This is a genomic window from Streptomyces hiroshimensis, assembly GCF_014650335.1.
GTDB classification, from domain to species: Bacteria; Actinomycetota; Actinomycetes; order Streptomycetales; family Streptomycetaceae; genus Streptomyces; species Streptomyces hiroshimensis.
Genome location: NZ_BMUT01000001.1, coordinates 587,777 through 610,831, shown reverse-complemented (window position 1 = coordinate 610,831; position 23,055 = coordinate 587,777). Strand labels below are relative to the sequence as shown.

The 23,055-nt window shown below is 69.4% G+C and carries 24 protein-coding genes; 23 read left to right on the top strand and 1 reads right to left on the bottom strand.

Annotation, left to right across the window (positions count from 1 at the left end; translation table 11 throughout):
* Positions 1 to 61 precede the first annotated feature (61 nt).
* From IE241_RS02450 to IE241_RS02435, 4 genes are read left to right on the top strand one after another with little or no spacing between them, the layout of a single operon-like run.
* On the top strand, positions 62 to 490 hold the full coding sequence (locus IE241_RS02450; protein WP_190019875.1) for a phage terminase small subunit: 429 nt from the start codon (positions 62 to 64) through the stop codon (positions 488 to 490).
* A 20-nt stretch (positions 491 to 510) separates the two neighbouring features.
* Complete coding sequence (locus IE241_RS02445; protein WP_229898694.1) at positions 511 to 2,256, top strand: terminase large subunit domain-containing protein; 1,746 nt, start codon at positions 511 to 513, stop codon at positions 2,254 to 2,256.
* 20 nt (positions 2,257 to 2,276) lie between these two features.
* Positions 2,277 to 3,665: a phage portal protein gene (locus IE241_RS02440; protein ID WP_190019874.1), complete on the top strand. Its 1,389-nt coding sequence runs from the start codon at positions 2,277 to 2,279 to the stop codon at positions 3,663 to 3,665.
* A complete protein-coding gene (locus IE241_RS02435; protein WP_190019873.1) occupies positions 3,662 to 4,429 on the top strand; it encodes a VG15 protein in 768 nt (255 codons plus the stop codon). The genes IE241_RS02440 and IE241_RS02435 overlap by 4 nt, the downstream gene beginning before the upstream one ends.
* 64 nt (positions 4,430 to 4,493) lie before the next feature.
* Here the strand turns inward: IE241_RS02435 and IE241_RS34880 are convergent, their stop codons facing one another.
* Complete coding sequence (locus IE241_RS34880) at positions 4,494 to 5,222, bottom strand: pentapeptide repeat-containing protein (RefSeq protein WP_373300576.1); 729 nt, start codon at positions 5,220 to 5,222, stop codon at positions 4,494 to 4,496.
* Between the two features lie 768 nt (positions 5,223 to 5,990).
* Between IE241_RS34880 and IE241_RS02425 the strand changes: the two genes are divergently transcribed.
* The 19 genes from IE241_RS02425 (at position 5,991) to IE241_RS02340 (ending at position 22,640) form a co-directional block, all read left to right on the top strand.
* Positions 5,991 to 6,305: a hypothetical protein gene (locus IE241_RS02425; RefSeq protein ID WP_190019871.1), complete on the top strand. Its 315-nt coding sequence runs from the start codon at positions 5,991 to 5,993 to the stop codon at positions 6,303 to 6,305.
* A 231-nt stretch (positions 6,306 to 6,536) separates the two neighbouring features.
* The gene (locus IE241_RS02420; protein ID WP_190019870.1) at positions 6,537 to 6,995 is read left to right on the top strand and encodes a hypothetical protein; all 459 of its coding nucleotides are present in this window, start codon (positions 6,537 to 6,539) and stop codon (positions 6,993 to 6,995) included.
* A gap of 12 nt (positions 6,996 to 7,007) precedes the next feature.
* Entirely contained in the window at positions 7,008 to 8,000 is a 993-nt protein-coding gene (locus tag IE241_RS02415) for a phage major capsid protein (RefSeq protein WP_190020412.1), read from the top strand.
* A gap of 33 nt (positions 8,001 to 8,033) precedes the next feature.
* Positions 8,034 to 8,417, top strand: coding sequence for a hypothetical protein (locus IE241_RS02410; protein WP_190019869.1), 384 nt, complete (start codon positions 8,034 to 8,036; stop codon positions 8,415 to 8,417).
* On the top strand, positions 8,414 to 8,761 hold the full coding sequence (locus IE241_RS02405; protein ID WP_190019868.1) for a hypothetical protein: 348 nt from the start codon (positions 8,414 to 8,416) through the stop codon (positions 8,759 to 8,761). The genes IE241_RS02410 and IE241_RS02405 overlap by 4 nt, the downstream gene beginning before the upstream one ends.
* Positions 8,762 to 8,795: 34 nt before the next feature.
* On the top strand, positions 8,796 to 9,107 hold the full coding sequence (locus IE241_RS02400; protein WP_229898693.1) for an HK97 gp10 family phage protein: 312 nt from the start codon (positions 8,796 to 8,798) through the stop codon (positions 9,105 to 9,107).
* On the top strand, positions 9,104 to 9,487 hold the full coding sequence (locus tag IE241_RS02395; RefSeq protein ID WP_190019867.1) for a phage tail termination protein: 384 nt from the start codon (positions 9,104 to 9,106) through the stop codon (positions 9,485 to 9,487). The genes IE241_RS02400 and IE241_RS02395 overlap by 4 nt, the downstream gene beginning before the upstream one ends.
* A 63-nt stretch (positions 9,488 to 9,550) precedes the next feature.
* On the top strand, positions 9,551 to 10,174 hold the full coding sequence (locus IE241_RS02390) for a phage tail tube protein (protein ID WP_229898692.1): 624 nt from the start codon (positions 9,551 to 9,553) through the stop codon (positions 10,172 to 10,174).
* A 76-nt stretch (positions 10,175 to 10,250) separates the two neighbouring features.
* Positions 10,251 to 10,592 carry a hypothetical protein gene (locus tag IE241_RS02385; RefSeq protein WP_190019866.1) on the top strand — a complete coding sequence of 114 codons (342 nt, stop codon included), beginning with the start codon at positions 10,251 to 10,253 and terminating at the stop codon, positions 10,590 to 10,592.
* 116 nt (positions 10,593 to 10,708) lie between these two features.
* Entirely contained in the window at positions 10,709 to 11,008 is a 300-nt protein-coding gene (locus IE241_RS02380; RefSeq protein WP_229898691.1) for a hypothetical protein, read from the top strand.
* A 44-nt stretch (positions 11,009 to 11,052) separates the two neighbouring features.
* Positions 11,053 to 15,870, top strand: a complete 4,818-nt coding sequence (locus tag IE241_RS02375; protein ID WP_190019865.1) for a transglycosylase SLT domain-containing protein — start codon at positions 11,053 to 11,055, stop codon at positions 15,868 to 15,870.
* A 54-nt stretch (positions 15,871 to 15,924) separates the two neighbouring features.
* The gene (locus IE241_RS02370; protein WP_190019864.1) at positions 15,925 to 16,995 is read left to right on the top strand and encodes a phage distal tail protein; all 1,071 of its coding nucleotides are present in this window, start codon (positions 15,925 to 15,927) and stop codon (positions 16,993 to 16,995) included.
* A complete protein-coding gene (locus IE241_RS02365; protein ID WP_308433628.1) occupies positions 16,992 to 18,233 on the top strand; it encodes a Gp37-like protein in 1,242 nt (413 codons plus the stop codon). The genes IE241_RS02370 and IE241_RS02365 overlap by 4 nt, the downstream gene beginning before the upstream one ends.
* Positions 18,234 to 18,249: 16 nt before the next feature.
* Entirely contained in the window at positions 18,250 to 20,241 is a 1,992-nt protein-coding gene (locus IE241_RS34755) for a peptidoglycan-binding protein (RefSeq protein ID WP_308433608.1), read from the top strand.
* A gap of 97 nt (positions 20,242 to 20,338) precedes the next feature.
* Complete coding sequence (locus tag IE241_RS02355) at positions 20,339 to 20,590, top strand: hypothetical protein (protein WP_190019862.1); 252 nt, start codon at positions 20,339 to 20,341, stop codon at positions 20,588 to 20,590.
* A complete protein-coding gene (locus tag IE241_RS02350; RefSeq protein ID WP_190019861.1) occupies positions 20,587 to 20,853 on the top strand; it encodes a hypothetical protein in 267 nt (88 codons plus the stop codon). Before IE241_RS02355 ends, IE241_RS02350 begins: the two co-directional genes overlap by 4 nt.
* A gap of 176 nt (positions 20,854 to 21,029) precedes the next feature.
* The gene (locus IE241_RS33960; RefSeq protein WP_229898690.1) at positions 21,030 to 21,314 is read left to right on the top strand and encodes a hypothetical protein; all 285 of its coding nucleotides are present in this window, start codon (positions 21,030 to 21,032) and stop codon (positions 21,312 to 21,314) included.
* Positions 21,244 to 21,771 carry a DUF6879 family protein gene (locus IE241_RS02345; RefSeq protein ID WP_190019860.1) on the top strand — a complete coding sequence of 176 codons (528 nt, stop codon included), beginning with the start codon at positions 21,244 to 21,246 and terminating at the stop codon, positions 21,769 to 21,771. The genes IE241_RS33960 and IE241_RS02345 overlap by 71 nt, the downstream gene beginning before the upstream one ends.
* 23 nt (positions 21,772 to 21,794) lie before the next feature.
* Positions 21,795 to 22,640 (top strand): helix-turn-helix domain-containing protein, encoded by an 846-nt coding sequence (locus IE241_RS02340; protein WP_190019859.1) that lies wholly within the window; start codon positions 21,795 to 21,797, stop codon positions 22,638 to 22,640.
* The last annotated feature ends 415 nt before the right edge of the window (positions 22,641 to 23,055 follow it).

Here is a 23,055-nt window from a genome sequence, read left to right as displayed (position 1 = left end):
CGTCCGGCCGGTGGTCTTCCGCTCCTACTTCCCGCGCACAGCAGCGATCGGAGGTGGTCACGTGGGTGCCCGCGGACCGGTACCGAAGCGTTCTACAGAGCGCCGGCGGCGTAACAAGGACGGCGCCGAGCTGGTGCGCGCGACGGCCGGTCCCGGCCTGGTCGAGTGGCCTGAGCCCGACCCGGAATGGCACACCATCGCCCGGGACTGGTACCTGTCCCTGCCCGACTCGGGACAGGCCCAGTTCTACGAGCCGTCCGACGTGGCCACTGCCCGGTACGTCGCCGAGGCCATGAGCCGGAACCTTGCCGCCGGACAGCGGTTCTCTGCCCAGCTCTTCGCCGCCGTCTCCTCCGCCATGACCGAACTCCTCACCACCGAAGGCGCGCGTCGCCGGGTGCGGATCGAGCTGGAGCGGGCCCCGGCCGCGCAGGAGACCCCGGCCGGCGTGACCGCCATCGCGGATTACCGGGCCGCCCTCGGTACCTGACGCCCGGCTCCCGGAAGGGGGTGGCCGCCGCGCCCGCCCCCACCGCCGACGAGGACCTTCCGCCGGACGTCATCGGACCGGTGGCCATCGGCCCGACCTGGCGCCGTGGCCCCGACGGCCGGTTCGTCCTGCCCGAGCTGTCGTTGGGCTGGCACGTGCTGTCGTGGACCGCCCAGTACCTCCAGCACGCATCCGGCGAGCCGTGGCGATATACCCCGGAACAGGCCCGGTTCACGCTCTGGTACTACGCGATCGATCCGGCGACGGGACGCTTCCTGTACCGGGACGCCGTCTTCCAGCGCCTCAAGGGCCACGGCAAAGACCCACTCGGCGCCACCTATGCGGCAGTTGAGTTCGTCGGGCCATGCCGGCCGTCCGGGCAGCTCGCCGGGCCTGGTCACCCCTCGGGGGTTCCGGAGGGGCAGCCGCTCGGACAGCCGCACCCGGACCCATGGGTGATGCTCGCTGCGGTCACGCAGTCGCAGACCCGCAACACCATGATGATCTTCCCCGGGCTGTTCACCCAGAGGGCCGTTGAGGAGTACTCGATCGACCTGGGCAAGGAGATCATCTACGCATACAAGGGCCGCGCCCGGATCGAAGCCGTCACCTCGTCGCCGCGCGCCTTGGAGGGCTCCAGGGCATCGTGGAGCCTGATCAACGAGCCGCATCACTGGCTGTCGACCAACGGCGGCCACGAGATGGCGGCCGTCATCGAGCGCAACGCCACCAAGTCGGCCGACGGCTCCTCACGCACCCTGGCGATCACCAACGCGTATGAACCGGGTGAGGACAGCGTCGCGGAGCGGACCCGGGAGGCGTGGGAGGACGCGCAGGCCGGCCGTGCCGTCGATACCGGTCTCCTCTATGACTCCTTGGAGGCCCCGCCGGGCGCGAAGTTGAACGCGGCCTGGGCGCCGAAGGTCATCGAGGCCGTTCGCGGGGATGCCACGTGGCTGGACACGGACCGGATCGTGGCCTCCATCCTTGACGTCCGCAACCCGCCCAGCCGAAGCCGTCGGTTCTGGTACAACCAGATCACGGCCGCCGAGGATGCGTGGATGGCGCCCTACGAGTGGGACGCCTGCGCCCGCCCCGACGTCGCCCTGAGCGACGGGGACGAGGTCGTGATGTTCTTCGACGGGTCGAAATCCGACGACTCCACCGGCCTGGTGCTTTGCCGCGTCAGCGACGGGCACGTGTCCGTGGCCGGCGTGTGGCAGCGCCCACCGCAGGTGGACGTGTGGAATGTCCCCCGGGAGGACGTGGACGGCGTCGTGGACCGCGTCTTCGCCACCTACAGGGTGCTGGCCTTCTTCGCCGACCCCGGCACGGGTGATGACGAGGACGGCGGCCGGTACTGGGCCCACTACATCGACGCCTGGGCCGAACGGTACGGCCAGCGGCTCCTGGTCCACGCCACCACCACCGGCACCCGCCGGCATGCGGTCGAGTGGGACATGGGCGACCCGCGCCGACAGGAAGATTTCACCCGCGCCGTGGCCCGCGTCCGCACGGACATTCTCGAACGGCAGTTGACTCATGACGGCCACCGCGTGATGCGCACCCACGTGGGCAACGCCCGCCGCCGCGTGAACCGTTGGGGCGTGACCATCGGCAAGGAACACCGGGCCTCGCCCCGCAAGATCGACCTTGCGGTGTGCATGGTCGGGGCGCGCATGCTGCGCCGCCTGGTGATCAGCAGCAGCAAGTACGGCAAGCGCCCCCGGGCGCGCGGTAAAGGACGTGTGATCGTCCTCGGCTAGGTACGAGGGGAGGAATCCCCTTGTCCACCCCTGCCCTGCCCTCCGTGTCCCTGTCGGACGCCGAGCGGGACGCCGTCGCCCGGCTGTCCGCGACGGCGGCCGAGGACGCGTGGCGCCTGCGCACCCTGGATTCGTACTACGAGGGCATGTCGCGCATGGCGAACCTGGGCATCGCCGTACCGCCGGCACTCCAGGCCGTCCGCACGGTCACCGGCTGGCCGCGCCTGGTCGTGGACGCCCTGGACGAACGCCTTGACGTCGATGCCCTGCGCTGCCCGGACGCCCCCGAGGCGGAGGAGGCGTTGTCGGCCATCTGGGCCGCCAACGACCTACGTAACGAGAGCCAGTTGGCCCACCTTGACGCCCTGGTCTACGGCCGCTCGTACCTGACGGTGGGTGTTGGCGACGACGGGTCGCCGCTGCTGTCGGTGGAGTCGCCGCAGCACATGAGCGTGGACTACGACGTCCGCACCCGCACCCTGCGCGCCGCCCTGCGCCTGGTGTCCGCCGGCTCCCAGCGCTCCGCCACCTTGTACCTGCCCGACCAGACCGTCTACCTGGAAGGCTCCGGGGACGGCTGGAGTGTGGCGGACCGCCGGCCGCATCACCTCGGCGTCGTCCCCGTCGTCCGCCTCGCCAACCGGCAGCGCACCGCCGACCGAGGCGGCTCCTCCGAGATCACCGAAGAGGTACGCGCGCTCACCGACGCCGCGTGCCGCACGCTCCTCGGACAGGAAGTCGCGAGGGAGTTCTTCGCCGCCCCTCAGCGGTACATCCTCGGCGCCGCCGAGTCCTCGTTCCAGGGGCCGGACGGCGCGCAGCGCAGCGCGTGGGAGACCTACATCGGCCGGTACCTCGCGCTGGAGCGCGACGAGGACGGCCAAACCCCCGAGGTCGGGCAGTTCCCTGCCTACGATCCGGCCGTCTACGGCCGCATTGTCGATACCTACGCCCGGCTCATGGCCGGTGTGACTGCGCTGCCCGCACACATGCTTGGGTACACCACCGACAACCCCGCCTCAGCGGAGGCCATCCGCTCCTCGGAAGCCCGGCTGATCAAGAAGGCTGAGCGGCGCCAGCGGACGTTCTCCGCCCCGTGGTCCCAGGCCATGAGCCTGGCCCTGCGCCTGACCGGCGCGGAGCACGTGCCGGTGGTCGAGGTGCAGTGGCGCGACGCCGCCACGCCGACGGTGGCCGCGCAGGCTGACGCCACGACGAAGCTCGTGTCCGCGGGCATCCTGCCGGCGGAGTCCGAGGTCACCCTTGAACGCGCCGGTATCGACCGGGCCCAGCGCCTTCGGATCGTCCAGGACCGCCGTCGCTCCGCCGGCCGCGCCGCCCTCGACAGCCTCGCCGACCGCTTCAGCGGGCACGGCCGCACGCCCCTGGACAAAGGGATGGCGGCGTGAAGATCCTGCGTGCCCTGGCTGACGGCCACCGCCGCCGGCAAGAAGCGCTCTCGCGGGTCCTGCGCACCGAGTGCCTGACGGCCTGGTCCCGCTACCGGGCCGCGCCCCCGGGGCCGGAAGCAGAGCGCGCCTGGTCGGCCACGGTCACCCGCCTGATCCACAAGTACGGTCTCGCGTCGGCCGAGCTGGCCGCCGGCTACTACGAGGAAGCCCGGCAGGCCGCAGGCGTTACCAGGTCCTTCACCGTCCCCGTGGCCGAGCCGCCCCACCCCACCCAGATCAACGCCGCCCGCAAAGCGCTGCGTGCTTCGGCTGCCCCGCGTCCCGACGGCGGGGAGGACGGTCCGGAGGCGGTGGAGGGGTGGCGTGTGACCCAGCGGGACCGCGAGGTGGCCGCTGCACAGCGCCTCGCCGCCCAGGCGGGCCGCCGCACGATCGAGAAGGCCGCCCGCGCCGACCCCGAAGCGGTCGGGTGGGTGCGGGTGACCGGCGGCAACGCCTGCGCGTTCTGCGCCCTGCTGGCCATGCGGGGCCTGGTCTTCGCCGACCGCACTCGAGCGCGGCGCACCGCCACTGGTGACCCGTACCACGATCGGTGCGCCTGCACGGCCGAACCGGTCTTCCGGGGCCGCGCCGCTACTCCGGAACCCGAGATCGCCGAGTGGGAAGAGCTGTACTACGAGGCTTCGCACGGCGTGTACGGGGCGGAGAAGCAGCGCGCCTTCCGCCGTGCCTACGACGCCAAATACGGCAAGGCCCAGTGAACCGCGAGGTCGACTCGTCAAAAGCCCTGATTACTCTAGTGTGATCTTCTGGGTTGATGCTCTATCAGCGCACACTCCGAACAGTTCTAATGAATAGACCGCGACGAACAAGCCCAGGAGGAAGGGAAGTTGTGCGGTCCGTTCGTGCAAGGAAGAGCTGAAAGGGGGTGACCCCCTTTGTGTTGGTTAGATCTACGCTTCTGAGATCGGCGAACCATAGTTTCGCCTTCGTCAGATCAGCCTCATCCAGGTGAGAACTGGATAGATCAGCACCCCATAGCTTCGCTTGGGTCAAGTTAGCGCGGCTGAGCCTAGCCTCCGAGAGATCGGCAAACCATGCATGGCACCTCCTCATGTCGGCCCGTTGAAGGCGAGCTCGATTCAACACGGCATGTTGAATCCGCGCTTTGAAGAGCGCCGCATGAGGAAGTCGAGCTCCGTTCATATCTGCCCAGCAGAGCCTTGCTTTCGTCAAGTCTGCGTAGTGCAGTTGGGCTTGCGGAAAAATGGCATGCTGAAGCCTTGCGTAGGACAAGTAAGAGCGGCGCAAAAGGCAGTTTGATAGGTTGGCTCTCCTGAGTTCAACTCCTTTTAGGATGGCATCGCACAAATCAAGTCCGCTCAGGTTCAAGCGATTTCGCCTTGGCCGGCGCCGCCTGCCAATCGTGTTGAGGGCGGCTTGAACCTTGGGCGGGATCCTTGATCGCCCCGGGGGCGGCGTAGTGAGCAATAGAGGCTGTGGGATCGGCTGATGCTGCCCCCCCTGCTGATCCCGGACGAAGTCGGAGAGCATTTCGACGACACTGTCATGATGTCGAGGCGACTCGTAAGAAACAAGCTCCAAGGCTCGGATTCCGCCGATCCACAAGTACGGTTCTGTTTCTGCCCCCAGTCGTTCGATTGCCTGAGTGAAGCGTTCGGTGAGTTGCCCGTGCCGGGACATTGCATAGGTACGCGCCGTGTATGTAAGTGCTGCCAGCGCACCAAGGGCGGCTGCCGCCTGCACGAGCATCAGTCGCCATTGCCCGATCGCGGCAGCCTGATCCTTTTGCTCCATCCCCTTCCACAATCCCGACGTCATCGGCGTCGCATGGAGTAGTGACCAGGCCCAGTAAGCCAAACCCGCCAAGGCGAGAGCCAAGCCCAAAACAATAAAGCAACCCTTTACTCTACGCATCCTTCGAGCGGCGCTGGGTAGCGGACCGTGTCGAGCCATGCCACCATGGGATCACCCTCTGCGATGGGACACCAGTCGGCGCCTCCGACTGGGGACGGTGCCACAGGCGACTGGTCAAAGGTGGGGATTGCGATGGGCGAAGATCCCGAAGAGCCCCCGGCGCTTCGTGAAATTCTGGCAAGGGCCAGTAGGTGCAGGTGGCGTCGATACGAAAACGGCCGACCCCAAAACGAACGTAACCCTCCACGGATCGGCCTGCGGTGTCCATGCCCTGAAGCGCACTGGACGTTCGCGTATGCTGACTGGAGTAGGGAGCGGGCCGAGAAGCATGCTCGCTTTCTCCGTCGAAACTATGAGTGCTGGCGGAACTGCTAGGAGCTCGACATGTCAGGGTCGTCAATTGAGAGGTCCGTCCAGGTCACCTCGGGCCAGGATCTCTCCGATCAAGCGTTTGAATCGTTTCTGTGGCTGATCGCTGACTCCCTGGAGCGGCTGGGTGGCGCGGATCTTCATATGGCTGCGTCGCTTAGGGACAGGACCTTCAAGCTGGCGATGGACATCGAGGGCGAAACGGCTGAAGAAGCGCATCGGCGATTCGATGTGATCTTTGGTGCGGTGATGCGTGACGCCCATGAGGCGCTGCGAGAAGTGAAGATCGTTCCCCTTCCCCTCCAGGAAGTGTGCGCCGGAGGAACCTGAAGAAGTCGAGAAGATCGGTCGGCGGTAAATTGATTGCATTCACGACGTCATGCTTTATGCTATAAAGACTCTGGTATGCCGCTCTAGAAGACCTCAGCGGATTCCGCTTCTTATTCCTAACACTCGGCCCTGTCACCTGTGTGACGGGGCCTTCCCTATGCCGTTAGGGCACCATTGATGCCCCACTTTGATTCTGTCCACACAGCTGACGGCACCACTCTCAAAGACGGCGTGCCGAGCTCGTGGGACGACCCCACCGCGGCCCGCGCGGAGATCGAGCGCCTTACCACCGAGCTGGCCGCGAACGCCGCGCGCGTCGCCGAGCTGGAGCCCGCCGCTGCCGAACTGCACCAGCTCCAGGAAGCCGGCAAGACCGAAGCGCAACGGCTCACGGAGCGCGCCGAGGCAGCTGAGCGCCTGGCCGAACAGGCCCGGGGGGAGCTGATCCGCACGCAGGTGGCGAACGCCAAGGGCCTTACTGAACGGCAGGCCGCCCGGCTGATCGGCACGACCCGGGAGGAACTGGAGGCGGACGCCGACGCCTTCCTGTCCGACCTCACCCCCGCCGCCGATCCGGGGCCCGGCCGGCCTCTGATGCAGCCGGACCCCACCCAGGGCTCATCCGGCCAGCGCGCCGCCGACCCGGCGCAGATGTTCGCCGGAATCCTCCACAATACCCTGCACCACTAAGGACGTTCGCTCATTTCCCCCGTTACGCCCATCCAGACCCGCGGTGTTCCCTCTCAGCTCCTGCCCCGGGAGATCACCGGCCCCATTTTTGATCAAGCGGTTGAGTCCTCGGCCGTGATGCAGCTCGCCCGCAAGGTGCCGCTGTCGCTGACCGCCGAGACCGCCATCCCCGTCAGCGGTGACATACCGCTGGCGGACTGGGTGGACGAGGCGGGTACCAAGCCGCTCGGTACCAGTGGCATCTCGGTGCGCACGATGCGCGGCAAGAAGGTCGCCGTGCTCGTGCCGGTCTCGGCCGAGGTGGCGATGACCAACCCGGCCGGTCTTTTCGCCCAGCTCCAGCGGGACCTGCCCACCGCCCTGGGCCGCGCCTTCGACTACGCCGCCATTCACGGCAAGACCCTCACCGGCGGCAAGGGACCTTTTGAAGACTGCCTGTCCGCGACCCCGAACACTGTCGCCCTCGGCACCACCGCCCAGTCCAAGGGCGGGGTCTACGCCGACCTGGTCACCGGCCTGAAGGCGGTCGCCCAGTCCGGTTACGACACCACCGGCTTCGTGGCTGATCCGCTGCTGAAGCCGGAAATGCTGCTCGCCACCGACACCACCGGGCGCCCCGTCTTCGTGCCGGACCCGGCCGGACAGGGCACCGTCTCCCGGGGCTCCCTCATCGGCTACCCGATCGCCTACAACCGGGGCGTTGGCGGCAAGCTCAACCGCCAGAGCATCACGGCCGACACCGGTCTTCGCGCGGTCGCCGGCGACTGGGACCAGGCCGTCTACGGCGTCGGCATGGACATCACGATCAAGACCACCGACGTCGGCACCTACATCGATGCCGACGGCCACGTTCACTCGGCGTTCCAGGAGAACCTGATCTTGATGCTGTGCGAGGCGCATTACGGCTTCGCGGTCGGCGACAAGAGCGCGTTCGTGACCTACACCGCGCCGGTCATCGCACCCAAGGCGCCGCCGAAGCAGAGCGATTTCGCGCTGGCCGCCTAACCGGTACGCGCACGCGATGGGCGGTGATCTCTGGTGCCCGTTGTCACGCCGCAGGACCTGGCCGACCTCCTCGGCCAGGACGTGCAGGACGACCGCGCCCGGCTGATCATCGCCCAGGCCGAGGCCCTGTGCCGCGCGGTCGTCACCCCCCTGCCGCAGGGCGCCGGCGCTGTCGTGCTGTCCATCGCCGCCCGCACCTACGCCAACCCACAAGGGCTCAGTGCGGAGACGATCGGCCCGTACCAGGTACAGCGGCCCGTCACTCAGGCCGGGCTCTTCCTGACCCGCGACGAGCGCCGCTCACTGCGGCTCATGGCCGGCCGGGGCGGCGCGTTCACCGTGGACCCCACCCCGGCCGGCGCCGGACCCCCGCCCGGCTACCCTGGCTCGTGGACCACCCCGTGGTGGTACGAGTGATCGTCCTACCGGCCCCGGCGTTCGGCGAGGCCGTCACCGTGCTGCGGCCCGGCCCCGCCGTGCTCGACATCTACGGCAACGACGCCCCCGGCCCGGACCAGGAACACCCGCTTCACGGGTGCGTGGTCGCCCCCGAACCCGGCGCCGAGACGGTCGGCGGACAGGACATCGTCACCGACCACCTCGTGATCTACGCCCCCGCCGAGTCGGACGTCCGGCCCACCGACCGGCTTCGCGTCCGCGGGGACGTGTTCAGCGTCCACGGCCCGGTGCAGGACTTCCGTTCCCCGCTGACCGGCACGCGCGCCGGCGTGCAGGTCACCGCCCGACGCGTCACCGGCTGACCCCGCCCGGCCGCCCCGACGAAAGCGAGGTGCCGTGCCCGCACCGAAGGTGCGCATCCGCCGGGCGGGTGTGCGCCAGCTCCTCAACGACCCGGCGCTTACCGCCGCCCTGGTCCAGGCCGCCGAACAGATTCGGGCCGCCGCCGAGGCCACGTCGCCCACCGACGTCGGCCGGTACAAGGCGTCGTTCTCCGTCGAGTCCCGGCGCCGGATCGGCACGGACAAGGACCGCACGGGCGCCGCCGTGGTCAACTCCAGCCCGCACGCGCGGTTCGTGGAATACGGCGGCCAGCACACCCCGGCCCGTCACACGCTGCTGCGCGCGGCGACGAGTACGCGCCTATGACGTGGCCGGATGCCGAGGCCGCCCTTGTCGCGTGGCTGACACCCCGCCTCGGCCTGCGAGTGTGCACCGACACCCCGGTCGCCCTGGAAACGGCGTTGCCGCTGGTTCGGCTGCGCCGGATCGGCGGCACGGATGACGGCTTTCGCCTCGACCGCGCCCTGATCGACGTCGACGCGTTCGCCACCGACCGGGCCGGGGCCGCCGCCCTCGCCGGCCGGGTGCGTGACGTCGTCCTCACCAACCTCCCCAGCGCCTCTACCCGGGGCGCGGTGTTCACCGCAGCGGCCACGGTCACCGCCCCCTGCTGGCGGCCATGGGACAACCCGGCCGCCTCCCGCTTCGGCGCCGTCTACGCCATCCACCTGCACGCCGCCCCGTAACCCCCGCTCCGCTCCACCCTCCCGGCCCCGCCGGGGGCGCACCACTGAAGGAACCTTTCCCTCTTGATTCAGATCAGCCGCGCCGCCGATCTCGCCATGGTCGGCGCCAACGGCGGCGCCTGGGTCGCCCCGCAGGGCACCCCCGGCCCCACCGTTCTGGGCACCCCGTCCGCCCCTTGGACCGGCCTCGGCGCCATTTCCGACGGTGGCCTGAAGTACGGGTTCGACGAGGACCACAAGGAGTTCACGCCCTGGGGCGTGACGTCCGCTTTCCGCACGCAGATCACGAAGTCGGTCCGCACTTTCGGGATCACGATGTGGGAGACGAACAGCCCCATCGTGAAGTCGCTCATGTTCCGTATCCCGGTGAACGACCTCGCTCCGGGCGCGGACGGGATCACCCGGTTCGCGGAGACGGCTAGCCCGGCCCCCGACCGCAGGGCCTGGTACTTCCTGGTGGCCGACGGCGACACGATGGAGGGCTTCTACGTGCCCTCCGGCGAGATCACCGACCGATCCGACGTCACGTACAAGTCGGAGGACATGGCCGGTTACGACGTGAAGATCACCGCGTATCCCGACTCCCGCAACAACACGGTCTACCACACGTTCTCGGTGAAGATCCCCGACGCGTCCCCCACGCCGCCCCCCGCTCCGAACCCCGCGCCGTCGGAGACGAAGAGCTGACCCACCGGTCCCTGACCGTGCGGTGACCGAAGCTCCCCGCTTTCTCCCAACCCTCTAACCGATCAAGGAAGTGCACTTGTCGCAGCCCACGACCACCGCCAGCCCGGACGCCACCACAGGGCAGGAGACCGACGCCGCCGACACCGGGTACGTCCCGGTCGAGCTGGCCGGTTACCCCGTCCGCGCCCTGGTCTCCCAGCGGTGGCGCGCCTCTCACCTGCGCGCCCTGAACGCCGGTGACCTCGACCGCTTCGCCGAGGGTGTTCTTCACCCGGACGACGTGGATGCCTGGTACGCCGCCGACCCGACTCAGGACGAGATCGGCGATTGGGTGCGCGCGGTTGCCGAGGCGAGCGGGGAGGCACTGGGAAAGTCCAGTGGACGGCCCGCGTCCTCGAAGATCACGCGGAAGCGGTAGAGGCCGACCTACACCGTTACTACCCCGGTACAGATCTGCTGGACCTGTACCGGGGCCGCCTGTCCTGGCGCCAACTGCGGGTGCTGATCGAGCATTTGCCGCCGGAGTCGGCGACGATGACCGCCCTGCGCAACGCCGCGCCGGCCGCGGACCTTAACGAGCAGGCCGAGGGCGCCGACCCGTCCAAGGGCCGGTGGTCCCAGACGGACCTACTCCTCGCCCAGGCCATCGACGCTCTACACCGGCTGACCCACTACTACGCGCTGGTGAACACCAGCGGCGGCAAGAAGCCCAAGGCGCCACCGCCCGTTCCCCGCCCGGGAATCCCCGCCACCCCGTCGCGTCCCCGCATCAGCGATGCGGCGGCCGAGACGCTGTTCCAGATCATCAACGGAGCCGCCCCCAGCGGCCCGTAGGCCGCCCGCGCGGTCGCTCCTTCAGCACGTAAGGAGGGGCGCGCGTGGCGATCGTCATCGGCTCCGTAGAAGTCCAGGTCCTCCCGACCGTCCAGGGCATCCGGCAGCGTCTGACGGCGGCCCTGGCGGAGCCCGCCACGCAGGCCGGTGACGAGGCCGGACGGCTGGCCGGACGCGCGTTCACCCAGGCCCTGACCGACGCGGCCGGGGGCGGCACCCGCGTCGGTGCCGCGCTGGGCCGCGACATCGCCGCCGCCCTCACGCCGGCGGTTCGCCGGGCTCTGCCCGACGCCGTCCGCGCCGGTGCCACCCGGGCCCGGCCGGCCGCCGCGCGCGGGGGCGAGGAGACCGGCGGTGCGTTCGCCCGCACCCTTCGTACCCGGCTCGAAGCCGCGTTCCGCACGCTGCCTCGCCTCCAGGTCGGGGCGGACACCACGGAGGCCGATGCCGACCTTCAGGCCCTGCGTGTCCGGCTGGAGGCGCTGGCCGGGCGCACGGTCAGTGTCGATATCGACGCCGGCGCCGCCCGCTCGGAAGTCGAGGCCCTTGAGGCCGAGCTGACCCGGCTGGGTGCCGCGCACCCGGACGTCACGGTCCGCGCGGACACTGCCGCCGCCCGCGCCCACCTTGCGGCCGTCCGCGAGGAGATCGACCGCATCAGCACGACTCCGGGCGTCGTCCGCCTGGAGACCGACGGCGGGTTCGGCGCGCGCCTGCGAGCGCAGGTGCAGGCCGCGCAGGCCGCGCTGCCGGAGATCAACATCGGGGCGGACACGTCCCCGGCGCGGGCGGAGCTGGCGAGCCTGCGCGCCCAGCTCGCCACCCTGTCCGAGGCCCGGATCGGCATCGACGTCGATGCCGCCACCGCCCTGGCCCGCATCGACGCCGTCCAGACCCGCCTGGCGACGCTCGCCGCCTCCTCCGCGGACATCGACGTCCGCGCGGATGCCGCGCAGGCGTCCGCCGCGCTGGCCGTCGTCCGCGCGCAGGCCGACGCCCTCGACGGCAAGCGGGTCGGCCTGGACTTCACCCCCTCCCTCATGGGGGCCGCCGGCCTGTCCATGGCCCTGGTCGGCCTCGCCGCGATCCCCACCGTCGGGGTGCTCACGGCCCAGGTCGGCGGCTTGGCCACCGCCACCCTGACGGCAGCGACCAGCTTCGGCATCCTGGCCGCCGCCGCAGCCCCGGCCATCGTCGGTATCGCGCAGGCCCTCCAGGCCAAGAAGGCGGCCGAGGACGCCGCCACCCAATCCACGGACAACGGCGCCCGCGCCGCCGTCGCCGCGACCCAGCGCACCGCGCAACAGGAAGCAGCCGTCCGCGCCCTGGCGAGCGCCCAGGCAGGCGCCGCCGACCAGATCGAGGCCGCGCACCGCCAGGTGGCGCAGGCCGAAGACGGCGTCCGCCGGGCCGAGGAGCAGCTTGCCCGCGCGCAGGACGACGAGCGGCGCGCGCAGCAGGCTCTGACCGCCGCGCGGGCCGAGGCGGTCCGACAGTTGGAGGACCTGAACAACCAGATCGCCGACGCCTCCCTGAACCAGCGCGCCGCGACCCTGCGCCTGGCACAGGCCAAGGCGGATCTCGCCAAGACGCTGGCAGACCCCAAGGCCAGTGAGCTGGAGCGGGAACAGGCCCAGCTCACCTACGACCAGGCCGCCCAGCACCTTCGGGAACAGCAGCTCTCCTACCGTCGGCTGAAGGACGATGCTGCCAAGGCGAACGCCGCCGGCATCGAGGGCGCCGATGGTGTCCGCCGCGCGCAGGACGCCGCCGCCCAGGCCCACAGCCGCGTGGCCGACCAGGCCCGCGCGGTCGCCGACGCGCAGGCCCGCGTGGCCGACGCCGTCCGGGGCGTCGCCAAGGCCCAGCGGCAGGCCGCCGACGCCATCGCGAACGCACAGCGGCAGCTCGCCGCGTCGCAGACGCAGGTGGCCGAGGCCACCACCGGCGCGGACACCGCCGCGCAGAAGTACCAGCGCGCCCTGGCCAAGCTCACCCCGGAGGCCCGCCAGACGCTGACGGCCGTCTTCGCGCTGAAGCAGGGGTTTTCCGACTGGTCGCGGTCGCTCCAGCCGGAGGTCATGCCCCTGTTCACACGGGGGATCAACGACGCGCGGGCGTCGCTGCCCGCCTTCACACCGCTCGTGCACGGTGCGGCGGCCGGCGTCCGTGACCTGCTGGCCGCCACCGAAGCGGACTTCAAGACGCCGTTCTGGCACCGCTTCCGCGACGACCTCGCCGACAGCCTCCAGCCCGCCGTTCTCAACCTCGGCACGACCGTCGGCTACGTCTTCAAGGGCATCGCCGGCGTCATCGATGCGGCCTTGCCGCACACGAGGGCGTTCACGGGCGAGCTGGTCGACGGGGCGAAACGATTCGCCGACTGGGGCACGGGCCTGCGGGACTCCGACGGCTTCGCCGAATTCCTCGCCCGCGTCCGGCAGAACGGACCCGTTGTCGCGGAGATCCTGCGCAACGTCGGCACGACCGTCGGCCACGTCCTCCAGGCCACCGCCCCCTTGTCCGGGGTCAGCCTGGCGATCGTCAACGGCCTCTCCCGGCTGATCGCCACCGTCCCACCGGGGGCCCTGGAGGCCATCGCGGTGGCGCTGATCGCCATCAGCCTGGGCCTGAAGGCCGTCGCCGTGGCGCAGTGGCTGGTCAACACCGCCACGGAGGCCATGGCGCTGCTGATCCAGGCCACCCCGATCGGCTGGACAGCGGATGTCATCGCCCTGGTGATCGCCGCCGTCGTCGCCCTCGGCGTCGCCCTGGTCTACGCCTACAACCGCTTCGGGTGGTTCCGCGACGGCGTCAACGCCTGCTGGACCGCCATCAAGGTGGCCGTCCTGGCCGCCTGGACCTACGGCCTCAAGCCGGTCCTCGACTGGCTGTGCGCGCTCATCACGGGCGCGGTCGTGCCGGCCGTCCTGTGGCTGTGGCACGCGGCGTTCGAGCCGTGGCTTGCATGGCTGTCCGTCCAGGTCCCGCTGATCTGGAACGGCTACATCAAGCCCGCGTTCTCCTGGCTCGCGGACTTCATCATGGGCCGGGTCGTCCCGGCCGTGATGTGGCTGTGGCTGAACGCCTTCCAGCCCGCATTTCAGGGGATAGCCCTTGTGGCCGGCGCCGTCTGGAACGGCGCCCTGAAACCCCTTTTTTTGGCCTTCTGGTCGTTTATTGTTCAAACACTTGGGCCGGTTGTCGTTGACTTCGCCCAGGCGATCATCTGGCCGATGTTCCAGTTCATCGGCCGCGTCATCGCGACCGTGTGGGGCGACGTCGTCCAGCCCGCCCTGCGGCTCTTCTGGATTTTCCTCAAGGACGTCCTCGGCCCGGCGATCGTCTGGCTTTTCCAGGTCATCGTCAAGCCGACGTTCGAACTCATCGGCGCCGCCATCGCGTTGGCCTGGAACGAGGTGATCCGGCCGGCCGTCGATGCCTTCGTCTGGTTCCTCAAGCACGCGCTCGGACCGGCCGTCTCCTGGCTCTACTACAGCGTCATCAAGCCGACGTGGCAGGCTATGGGCGACGTCATTGTCTGGGGCTGGGATCACGCGATCCGGCCCGCCTTTGACGCCCTGAAGGTCGGCATCGGGCTGATCGCCACGGCCTTTTCCCATGCGAAGGACGGAATCGCCACCGCGTGGTCCGGAATCCGCGAGGCCACGAAGGGGCCGGTCAACTTCGTGATCGGCACCGTGTGGAACAAGGGCGTACTCGACATCTGGAACAAGCTCACCGGCTGGATTCCGGACATCGGCGACAAGCTGAAGATGGACAAGCTTCCGCTACTCGCTTCCGGCGGCGCGCTGCCTGTCCGGCCGGGCGTATTCAACCAGCCCACGGCGATCGTGGGTGAGGGCAATCCCCGGTGGCCTGAGTACGTCATCCCGACCGATCCGAAATACCGGCCTCGGGCCCTGGGTCTGCTCCAGGCTGCCGGCGCGCAGATGCTCGCCAAGGGCGGGATCATCGGCACCGCGGCCGAGTGGGGCAAGGGCGCGGCCGACAAGGTCTGGGACTGGACCAGCGACACGGCCAAGTCCGCGTGGCGCGGGGTCCAGGGTGCGGCCGACATCATGGCCCACCCCGGCAAGGCCATGGACAAGCTCTTGGCGTCGGTCCTCGGCGACCTCGACGACATGAACCCCGCCAAGTGGTCGCAGATGATCCGGCACGTTTTCACTGCACCGGTAAAGGGTCTGAAGGACACCGTCGTTGACTTTGTCGGCGGCTACTTCTCGGCCGGTGGCAGCAGTGGTGACGTCGGCGGCAGTGGCGTCACTCGGTGGACGCCGCAGGTTCTCCAGGCCCTTTCCATGCTCGGGCAACCCGCCTCGTGGCTGGACACCGTTCTTCGGCGAATGAATGACGAGTCCGGCGGCAACCCGAACATCGTCAATACCTGGGACGTTAATTGGCAGGACGGCACACCAAGTGTCGGCCTCATGCAGGTCATTGGCCCGACCTTTGACGCCTATGCCGGTCCGCTCCGGAACGTGGGGCCGTTCCTCTACGGAACCTCAACAAACCCGCTGGCCAACATCTACTCCGGCCTCAACTATGCCGTGCACAGGTACGGTTCACTGGCCGCTCTCAACAGACCGGGCGGTTACGACTCGGGTGGATATCTGCCCCCGGGCTTGTCCCTCGTCTACAACGGTCTGGGCACGCCGGAGCCGGTATTCACGCCGACGCAGTGGGACATGATTGCCAACTCCCAGGGCCTCAACGCGGCGCCCCCGAAGGGTGGTAGCGGCGGAAGCGGCCCGGTAGTCCACCTGCATGCCGTTCCCGGCATTCCCACGGAACAGCAGATCGTCAGCGCCCTTCGCTTCGCTGACGCCTTGTACGCCTAACCCACCGCCCCCTTCGTGGCGCGGAGCCATCCGGAACAAAGAGGGGGTGGGGCTGTGCGTGCGCTTGCGGAGCTGAATTCCCCGTCGGCCGTCGTCGCCGATTCCGGCGCCTGGACCGACAGGGACGCGACCGACGGCACGTCCGCACCGGATCAACCGCCAGCGGTCACCCTGACCACCGCGGACGGGACAGAGTTCCTGCTGACGGCCAGCCTCGCGCAGGTGGGCGCGTGCATCGCCATCCTTCCCGGCCCCACCGGGATGGACGCCCCGCCCTGGCAGGCCAGCGTCTCCGAGTACGCCGGCCTGGACGGCGGCCAGGTCGTCAAGACCAGGGCCGCCACGCGCCGGATCAACCTGCCGCTTCTGCTGTGGGCGCCGACACGGCCCGAACTGCTGGCCCTGCGACGACGGCTGATCACCGCCGTCATGGCCGGGCCGGGGACGCTGCGCGTGGCCGAGGCCGACGGGTCCGCCCGCACCATCGGCGTGCAGTACCTCGGCGGCCTGGAAGGCGACGAGAGCAGCGACAACGCCGGGCTGACCTACACCCGGTACGGCCTTCAGCTCGTCGCCCCCGATCCCTACTGGGCCGGGCCCCTGCGCACGGCCGCCTTCCGGGTGCACGGCGGCACCCCGCACTTCCTCTCACGTCTCCCCGCCACCGCCTCCGGCCCCGCAGGCGACGACACGACCGAGGCGGCGTTCTTCCCCTTGCGGATCGGAGCGAGCGTGATCGGGGAGGACGGGGTGCCCATCAGCGTCACGTCCGACACCGAGGCGTGGCCGGTCTGGCGGATCACCGGCCCCCTGGGGCACCAGGACGCCGGGCAACCCGCCGTGCCGCTGCGGTTGTCCAACACCACCACGGGCAAGTCCCTGGCCCTGAACTACGCGGTGGCCGCCGGTGAAGTCGTCGTCATCGACACCCGCCCCGGCATCAAGGCCGTCTACCGCGAGGCGCCCGGCGGGGGGCAGGGCGAGAACCTGTGGCCCCACGTCACCGGCGGCGCGGCCCTGTGGCCGCTGGTCCCCGGGACGAACACCGTCGCGGTGACGGCCGCCGGCGCTGATGACCGGTCCGCGGTGACCTTGACCTACCAGTCCCGACACTACGGAGCCTGATTCCCCTGCGGCGCTACCGCGTCGATGTCCGCGACGCCGCCCTCCGGCGCGTCGGGCAGGTCGATGCCTACACCAGCTTGGACGTCATCGTCCGTCACCTCGACGTCGGCACCTGGAGCCTGACCCTGCCGGCCACCCACCCCCAGGCGCGGCTGCTGACCACCGGGCAAGGCGTGATCATCTGGCCGGAGACAACGGCCGGCGGGGGCACCGGGGAGGCTGCGGCGGAGCCGCTGCTGAGCGGGCCCGTTACCAAGATCCGGCATGACTGGTCGTCCAGCACCGGCACCGGTGGCACCCTCACCTTCAGCGGCACCTGCGACAACGCCCCACTCGGTGACCGCCTCGCCTTCCCCGACCCCTCCCGCGCGCCCGACAACGGTAACGGCCGCTACAGCGTGGACTACTGGGTCCGGCAGGGCCCGGCCGCCGACATCGTCCGCGAGCTGGTCGCCGCCAATCTCGGCGGCCGGGCCTTGCCGGGCCGGCGCGTCGCCGGACTCGACACCACGCCACCGCCCGGCACGCCCGCGGCAACCGGTCCGGCCGCCACGGCGCGGCTGCGCTTCGACACCGTCCTGTCCGCCGTCCAGACGCTCGCCACGGGCGCCGGCCTGTCGGTCCGCATCGTCCAGCCCGACCCCACCACCGCGCGCCTCGCGCTGGCCATCGCACCTGTCCGCGACCTCTCCCGAGAGGTCCGGCTCTCCCCGCAGTTCGGCAACCTCTCCGCCTACTCCTACGAGCTGACCGCGCCGAAGGCCACCCGAGCCGTCGTGGCCGCGCAAGGCCAAGGGGCGGACCGCTTCTTCTGGCAGTGGACCACCCCCGACGCCGAACGGGACTGGCACCGCACGGCCGAGACCTTCGTGGACCAGCGCGATACCCCCGTCCCCGCCCGCCTCGACGCGAGCGACCCGCAGTACACGGCACTCGCCGAGGCCGCCGCCCGCGCGCTGGAGCAAAGCGGGCAACAGGCCGAGCTGTCGCTGTCGCCGATCGACACCCCACAGATGACCTACGGCCGTCACTACCAGGTCGGCGACACCGTCACCGTCACCACCGCCGGCGGCGTGGATCTGGCCTACCCGGTGCGCGAAGTACACGTGAGCGACAGCGCCGAGACAACAACGGTGCAGGCCACCGTGGGCACCGCGAACGCCACCAAGACCCCCGCCCTGTACGGGCAGGTCCGGCGCCTGTGGCAGGCCGTTCATCAACTCAACACCCGACACTGACCCCGGAGGCCCCGGCTTGGCCGAGTACTTCTATCCCTTCGACTCCGGGGCCGGCACCACGGTCACCTCCACCCAGTGGTCCCACATGACCTCGATGTGGCAGACCGACGGCGTCCGCGCCCCCCGCACCGGCGAGCCCGACCCGCTCGGCGCCACCACCACCGGGCAGGACATGACCATCACCCTCGCCCCCGGCCACGCCACCGTCCAAGGCCACCACTACCACGCCGACGCCCCACAGAACATCGTGGTCAGCCCGAACACGGGCACCACCCCACGGACCGACCGCATCACCGTGCGCCTGGACCGCACCGCCCAACGCATCGCCATCGCCTACCTGACCGGCACACCGGCCACCAAGCCCCTGCCGCCCACCCTCGCCCAGGGACAAGACGGCATCGTGGACGTCCCCCTCGTGCGCATCACCGTCGCCCCGCAGACCGGCGCCATCCGGCCGGCCGACGTCATCGACGAGCGCGTGTTCACCCTGACGCAGGCGGTGTACGCGAACGCGGGGGCCCGCCTAGCGGCACTCGAGACGCCGGTACCCGGCAAGCTCGCCTACCTCCAGGACGAACAGCGCCTCGAACTGCGCACCGAGTCGGCGTGGGTTCCGCTGTCCCCGGGCCCGTGGAACCCGTTGCCGCTGCCCCACGACGTGAAGGCCCACGGCGGCAATCCGAGCTGGCGCATCGTGAACGGCACGGTGGAGCTGTGCGGCTCGGTGGAGCGCAAGGACGGCCGGGACTTCAACGTCGCCGACAGCTGGCTGCTGGCCACCTTGCCGCCGGCCGCCCAACCGCACTACATGCGCTCGTTCATCTGTGCCACCTCCCGCAACGACAACACCCACAACTCCATCCGTGTGGACGTCACGTCGAACAGCGACCCGTACCCGGGCCAGCTCCAAGCGATGGTGCTGTCACCCGTGAGGTGGATCTACCTCGACAGCATTCGTTTCGCCGTCGACACCACCCCGCCGCCCCCGCGCAACGGCGGCTGGGACGAGATCTCCAAGGCCGCCTACGAAGCAGCCGCCAAGGCCGTGCAGGAGGCATCGCGGTACGCCCAGGAAGCCGCACGCAAGGCGGCCGAGGAGGCCGCCAACAGCGGCAAACCCCCGCCCGACCAGAACGACGAAGACAAGGACTCCATGCCCGTCGCACGCCACCTGATCAACATCGCCCGCCGGGAAGTCGGCTACCACGAAGGCCGCAACTCAGACGGCCACTGGAACAACCAGGAAAAGTACGCACCCGCGGTCCCCGGCCTCGAATGGGCGCAGGGCCAGGCGTGGTGCCACACCTTCGTGAGCTGGTGCTTCCAGCAGGCAGGGGCGAAGAGCCTCGCTCCCGTCACCGCCTCCTGCTCCGCCGGCGTCGAATGGTTCAAGCAGCGGGACCAGTGGAGCGACTACCCCGTGATCGGCGGCGTCGTCTACTACGGCGACGGCGGTGGCGAACATGTCGGCATCTGCATCGCCTACACGGACGACGAGATCACGACCGTTGAAGGCAACACCAACGACACGGGTGCCTCCGAGGGCGACGGGGTCTATCTGCGAACCCGCCCCCGTAAGAGCGACCGAATATACGGGTACGGCATCCCCACCTACCCCGAAGGCACCGTCCTGGCCGACCCCCTCCGCCAGGGGCAGAAGGGCGTGGTCTTCTTCGCCCACCAGGCCGACGAACACGACATCCCCGCCGGCCGGACCACGGCTGGCAGCGGCGGGGCCGCCGTCACCGGGGGCGGCTTCGAGCCGTTCCCGGGCGAGGCATGGTTCAAGAGCGGCCCCACCTCGCCGATCATCACCGCCATGGGCCGCCGTCTGGTGGCCGAAGGCTGCGGCGCCTACCAGCAGGGCCCCGGCCCCGACTGGAGCGACGCCGACCGCGAGTCGTTCCGCCGTTGGCAGCGCAAGCTCGGCAACTCGCCCGAATTCTGCGACGGCTGGCCCGGGCCCCGGCAGTGGGACGCACTGAAGGTTCCGCGAGTCAGCAAGTAACCGCCGGCACCGCCACCCCCTCCCAAACCTGATCCTGTCCCTCCGTGCCAAGGCGCACTCGAGCGCCCAGGACCGGAGCCCGATGAAAGGCGCCCACTTGACCGACGCCACCCGGCGCACCATCCGTACAACCGTTCAGACCACGATCACCCTCGCCGCCCTCCTGCCTGTGATCATCGACGCGTCCGGCATCCTCTCCACTCTCCCGTGGGCGGCCGGCGCGCTCGCTGTCGCCGCCGGCCTGACCCGGATCATGGCCATTCCCGGCGTGCAGTCCCTGATGCCGGCCTGGCTTCGCACCCACCCGCGCGCCACTCTGCCCACCGACGACCGCGAGGGCAGTGCGTGACCGGTCCCGCCCCGGCCGACGCGGCGGCCGTCGCGTTGGAACTCGAGCGCCTCCGAGGAACCATGGAGGCGGGATTCGCCCGCGTCGACGGCGCCTTGGCCCTCCTCGTCCAGCGCAGCGACCAGAGCGACCGACAGCTAGCCGATCACGACAAGCGACTCGACGCCCTTGAACGCAATCGCTGGCCCCTCGCCAGTCTGGCAGCGGTTATCAGCCTGGTCACGCTGGCTCTTACGATCTGGCAAGCCACACCGGCCCACTGAGACCACGCCCCCGCCCCGGCCACCCCGCCGGCGTGGGGGCGTTTCGGCGTTCATGGCCGCTCAACTGTGCAACCCGCGAAGGCAACTGGCGTGAAGGTGCAGCCGCCTTGACACGCCTTGCATAGATTGACGATTGTCGTGCACGACAGTGCAACGCCCTCGGTATGGAGGTCACAGTGGCACTAGAGTTCATTGGCATCGATCCCAGCACCAACGACGGTAACTGTCCCGCTGCATGGGTGGACAAGGCGAACGCCGACCTCCTGTTCCAGGGGTGGAAGCCGGACGAAGAGACCGAAGAGGAGTGCCGGGCGAACAGCCCCCGCCCTGACCATGAGGCCGTAGTCCGGGTACCGGTTCGCATGGTGCCGATCATCAGGAAGGCGTGTGATGAGGCAGAACGACGTGCCCAGCTTCTCGGAGCTGCTGACCAGCGCGAGGCACTCGGCGATTCACCTTGAGATGCGCGACGTGTACGCGGTCGAACAGGAGAACGGAGAGTTCGAGGCTTGGAAGGCCGGACACCGTCTGGACGTCGAGGACCGTGACTCATGGTGGCGCCCCTGGCTGGACCTGGTCCAAGAGACCGTCCAGCGAGGCGTAGTCATGCGTCGGGCCCGGATTGTTTCCGAACCGGTGACCGACTACATCCGCTTCGAGCACAGCTCTACGTTCACCAACGTCGCGGCTGGTGAGTTGGTGCGGTGGCTGCCTCGACGTCAGACGTTCGACCTCGCCCTCCCCGGAGTCGACTTCTGGTTGATCGACGAACGGATCGTGAGGTTCAACCACTTCAGCGGCGACGGCGTAGACACTGAACCGCAGGTCTCCGAAGACCCGGACGTCATCAAGCTGTGCGCTACCGCGTTCGAAGCCGTCTGGGACCGCGGGATCCCGCACGAGCAGTACCAGATCTGACCCGCCCGTCCGATAGCCAGCCCATGCCCATCTCGCCTTCTTCCAGTGCCCAGGCGGCACGCGAAGCCATCGCCGGCCGCCTACGCGATATCAGGAAGGACGCGGGGCTTACGGGGCATGAGCTGGCTACGCGTGCTGGCTGGCACGCCTCCAAGTCGTCACGCATTGAGAACGCCAGAACGCCGCCATCGGACGAGGACGTCAGGACATGGTGCCGGGTTTGCGGTGCGGACGATCAAGCAGACGATCTCATCGCGGCGAACCGCTCCGCCGACTCCATGTATGTGCAGTGGAAGAGGCTTCAGCGAACCGGTAGTCGGCGACTGCAAGAGTCGCGCGTTCCGCTGTATGAGAGCACCCAACAGTTTCGCGTCTACTGCTCCAACGTCATCCCCGGGCTACTCCAGACCGAAGCCTACGCCACGGCCCTGTTCGCGCTCATCAGCAGGGCGCAGGGCACCCCCGACGACTCGGCCGAAGCTGCCGCCGCCCGAGTCGCACGGTCCAAGGTGATCCACAAGGGTGAGCACCGTTTCGCGCTCCTCGTGGAGGAGTCCGTTCTCCGCTACCGGATCGGGGACGCGGAGACGATGGCGGGCCAACTCGGCTACCTTCTTACGGTCATGTCGCTCCCATCCGTGTCCCTTGGCGTGATCCCTTTCGCGGCATCGCGCAGTATGTGGACGCTTGAGACGTTCATGATCTTCGACCAGGAGCAGGTGCAGGTAGAGCTGTTGACGGCCGCCGTCAACATCCGGGCGCCCGGTGAGGTCGAGCAGTACGCACAGGCGTTCACGGACCTGGGCGAGCTAGCCGTGTACGGTCGGCAGGCTCGTGCCCTGATCACCAGTGCGATTGACGCCCTCTAGTAACCCGCGTGCAATTCTGTAGAAGATCGTTGAGGTTGAGCGCCTCGTCCTCCTACGTTCAAGCGCATGACGACGCTGCCGAACAGCCCCCCTGTACTGCCCGACTGGGTCGCCTTGGGCGTGTGTGTTCTCGATACGGGGCGGGGTCGGGTTGGGATCGTTCACGGGATCGGTGACCCCGTCCGTTTCTCCAGCGATTCGCCGTCCGGTTGTGTCTGGCTCCTCCCGCCCGGGGGCGGGTTCGAGTGGCGCGCTGCCCTGGACGAGATCGAGAGATGCGAGGAGGAGGCGACCGGTGACGGAGGAGATTCCGGTTCCCTAGGGAATGAAGAAGGTCCGTGTTCCACCGGACGGAGTCAAAGAGGGGGATTGGGTTCTCCTCAGTGGGGCGTGGCGACGCGTGATGGACATGCGC

Coding starts and splice junctions, on each gene's coding strand:
- IE241_RS02345 (WP_190019860.1), top strand. CDS start 21,244: ATGAGGCAGAACGACGTGCCCAGCTTCTCGGAGCTGCTGACCAGCGCG.
- IE241_RS34880 (WP_373300576.1), bottom strand. CDS start 5,222: ATGCTCTCCGACTTCGTCCGGGATCAGCAGGGGGGGCAGCATCAGCCG.
- IE241_RS02425 (WP_190019871.1), top strand. CDS start 5,991: ATGTCAGGGTCGTCAATTGAGAGGTCCGTCCAGGTCACCTCGGGCCAG.
- IE241_RS02340 (WP_190019859.1), top strand. CDS start 21,795: ATGCCCATCTCGCCTTCTTCCAGTGCCCAGGCGGCACGCGAAGCCATC.
- IE241_RS02395 (WP_190019867.1), top strand. CDS start 9,104: ATGACGTGGCCGGATGCCGAGGCCGCCCTTGTCGCGTGGCTGACACCC.
- IE241_RS02380 (WP_229898691.1), top strand. CDS start 10,709: ATGACCGCCCTGCGCAACGCCGCGCCGGCCGCGGACCTTAACGAGCAG.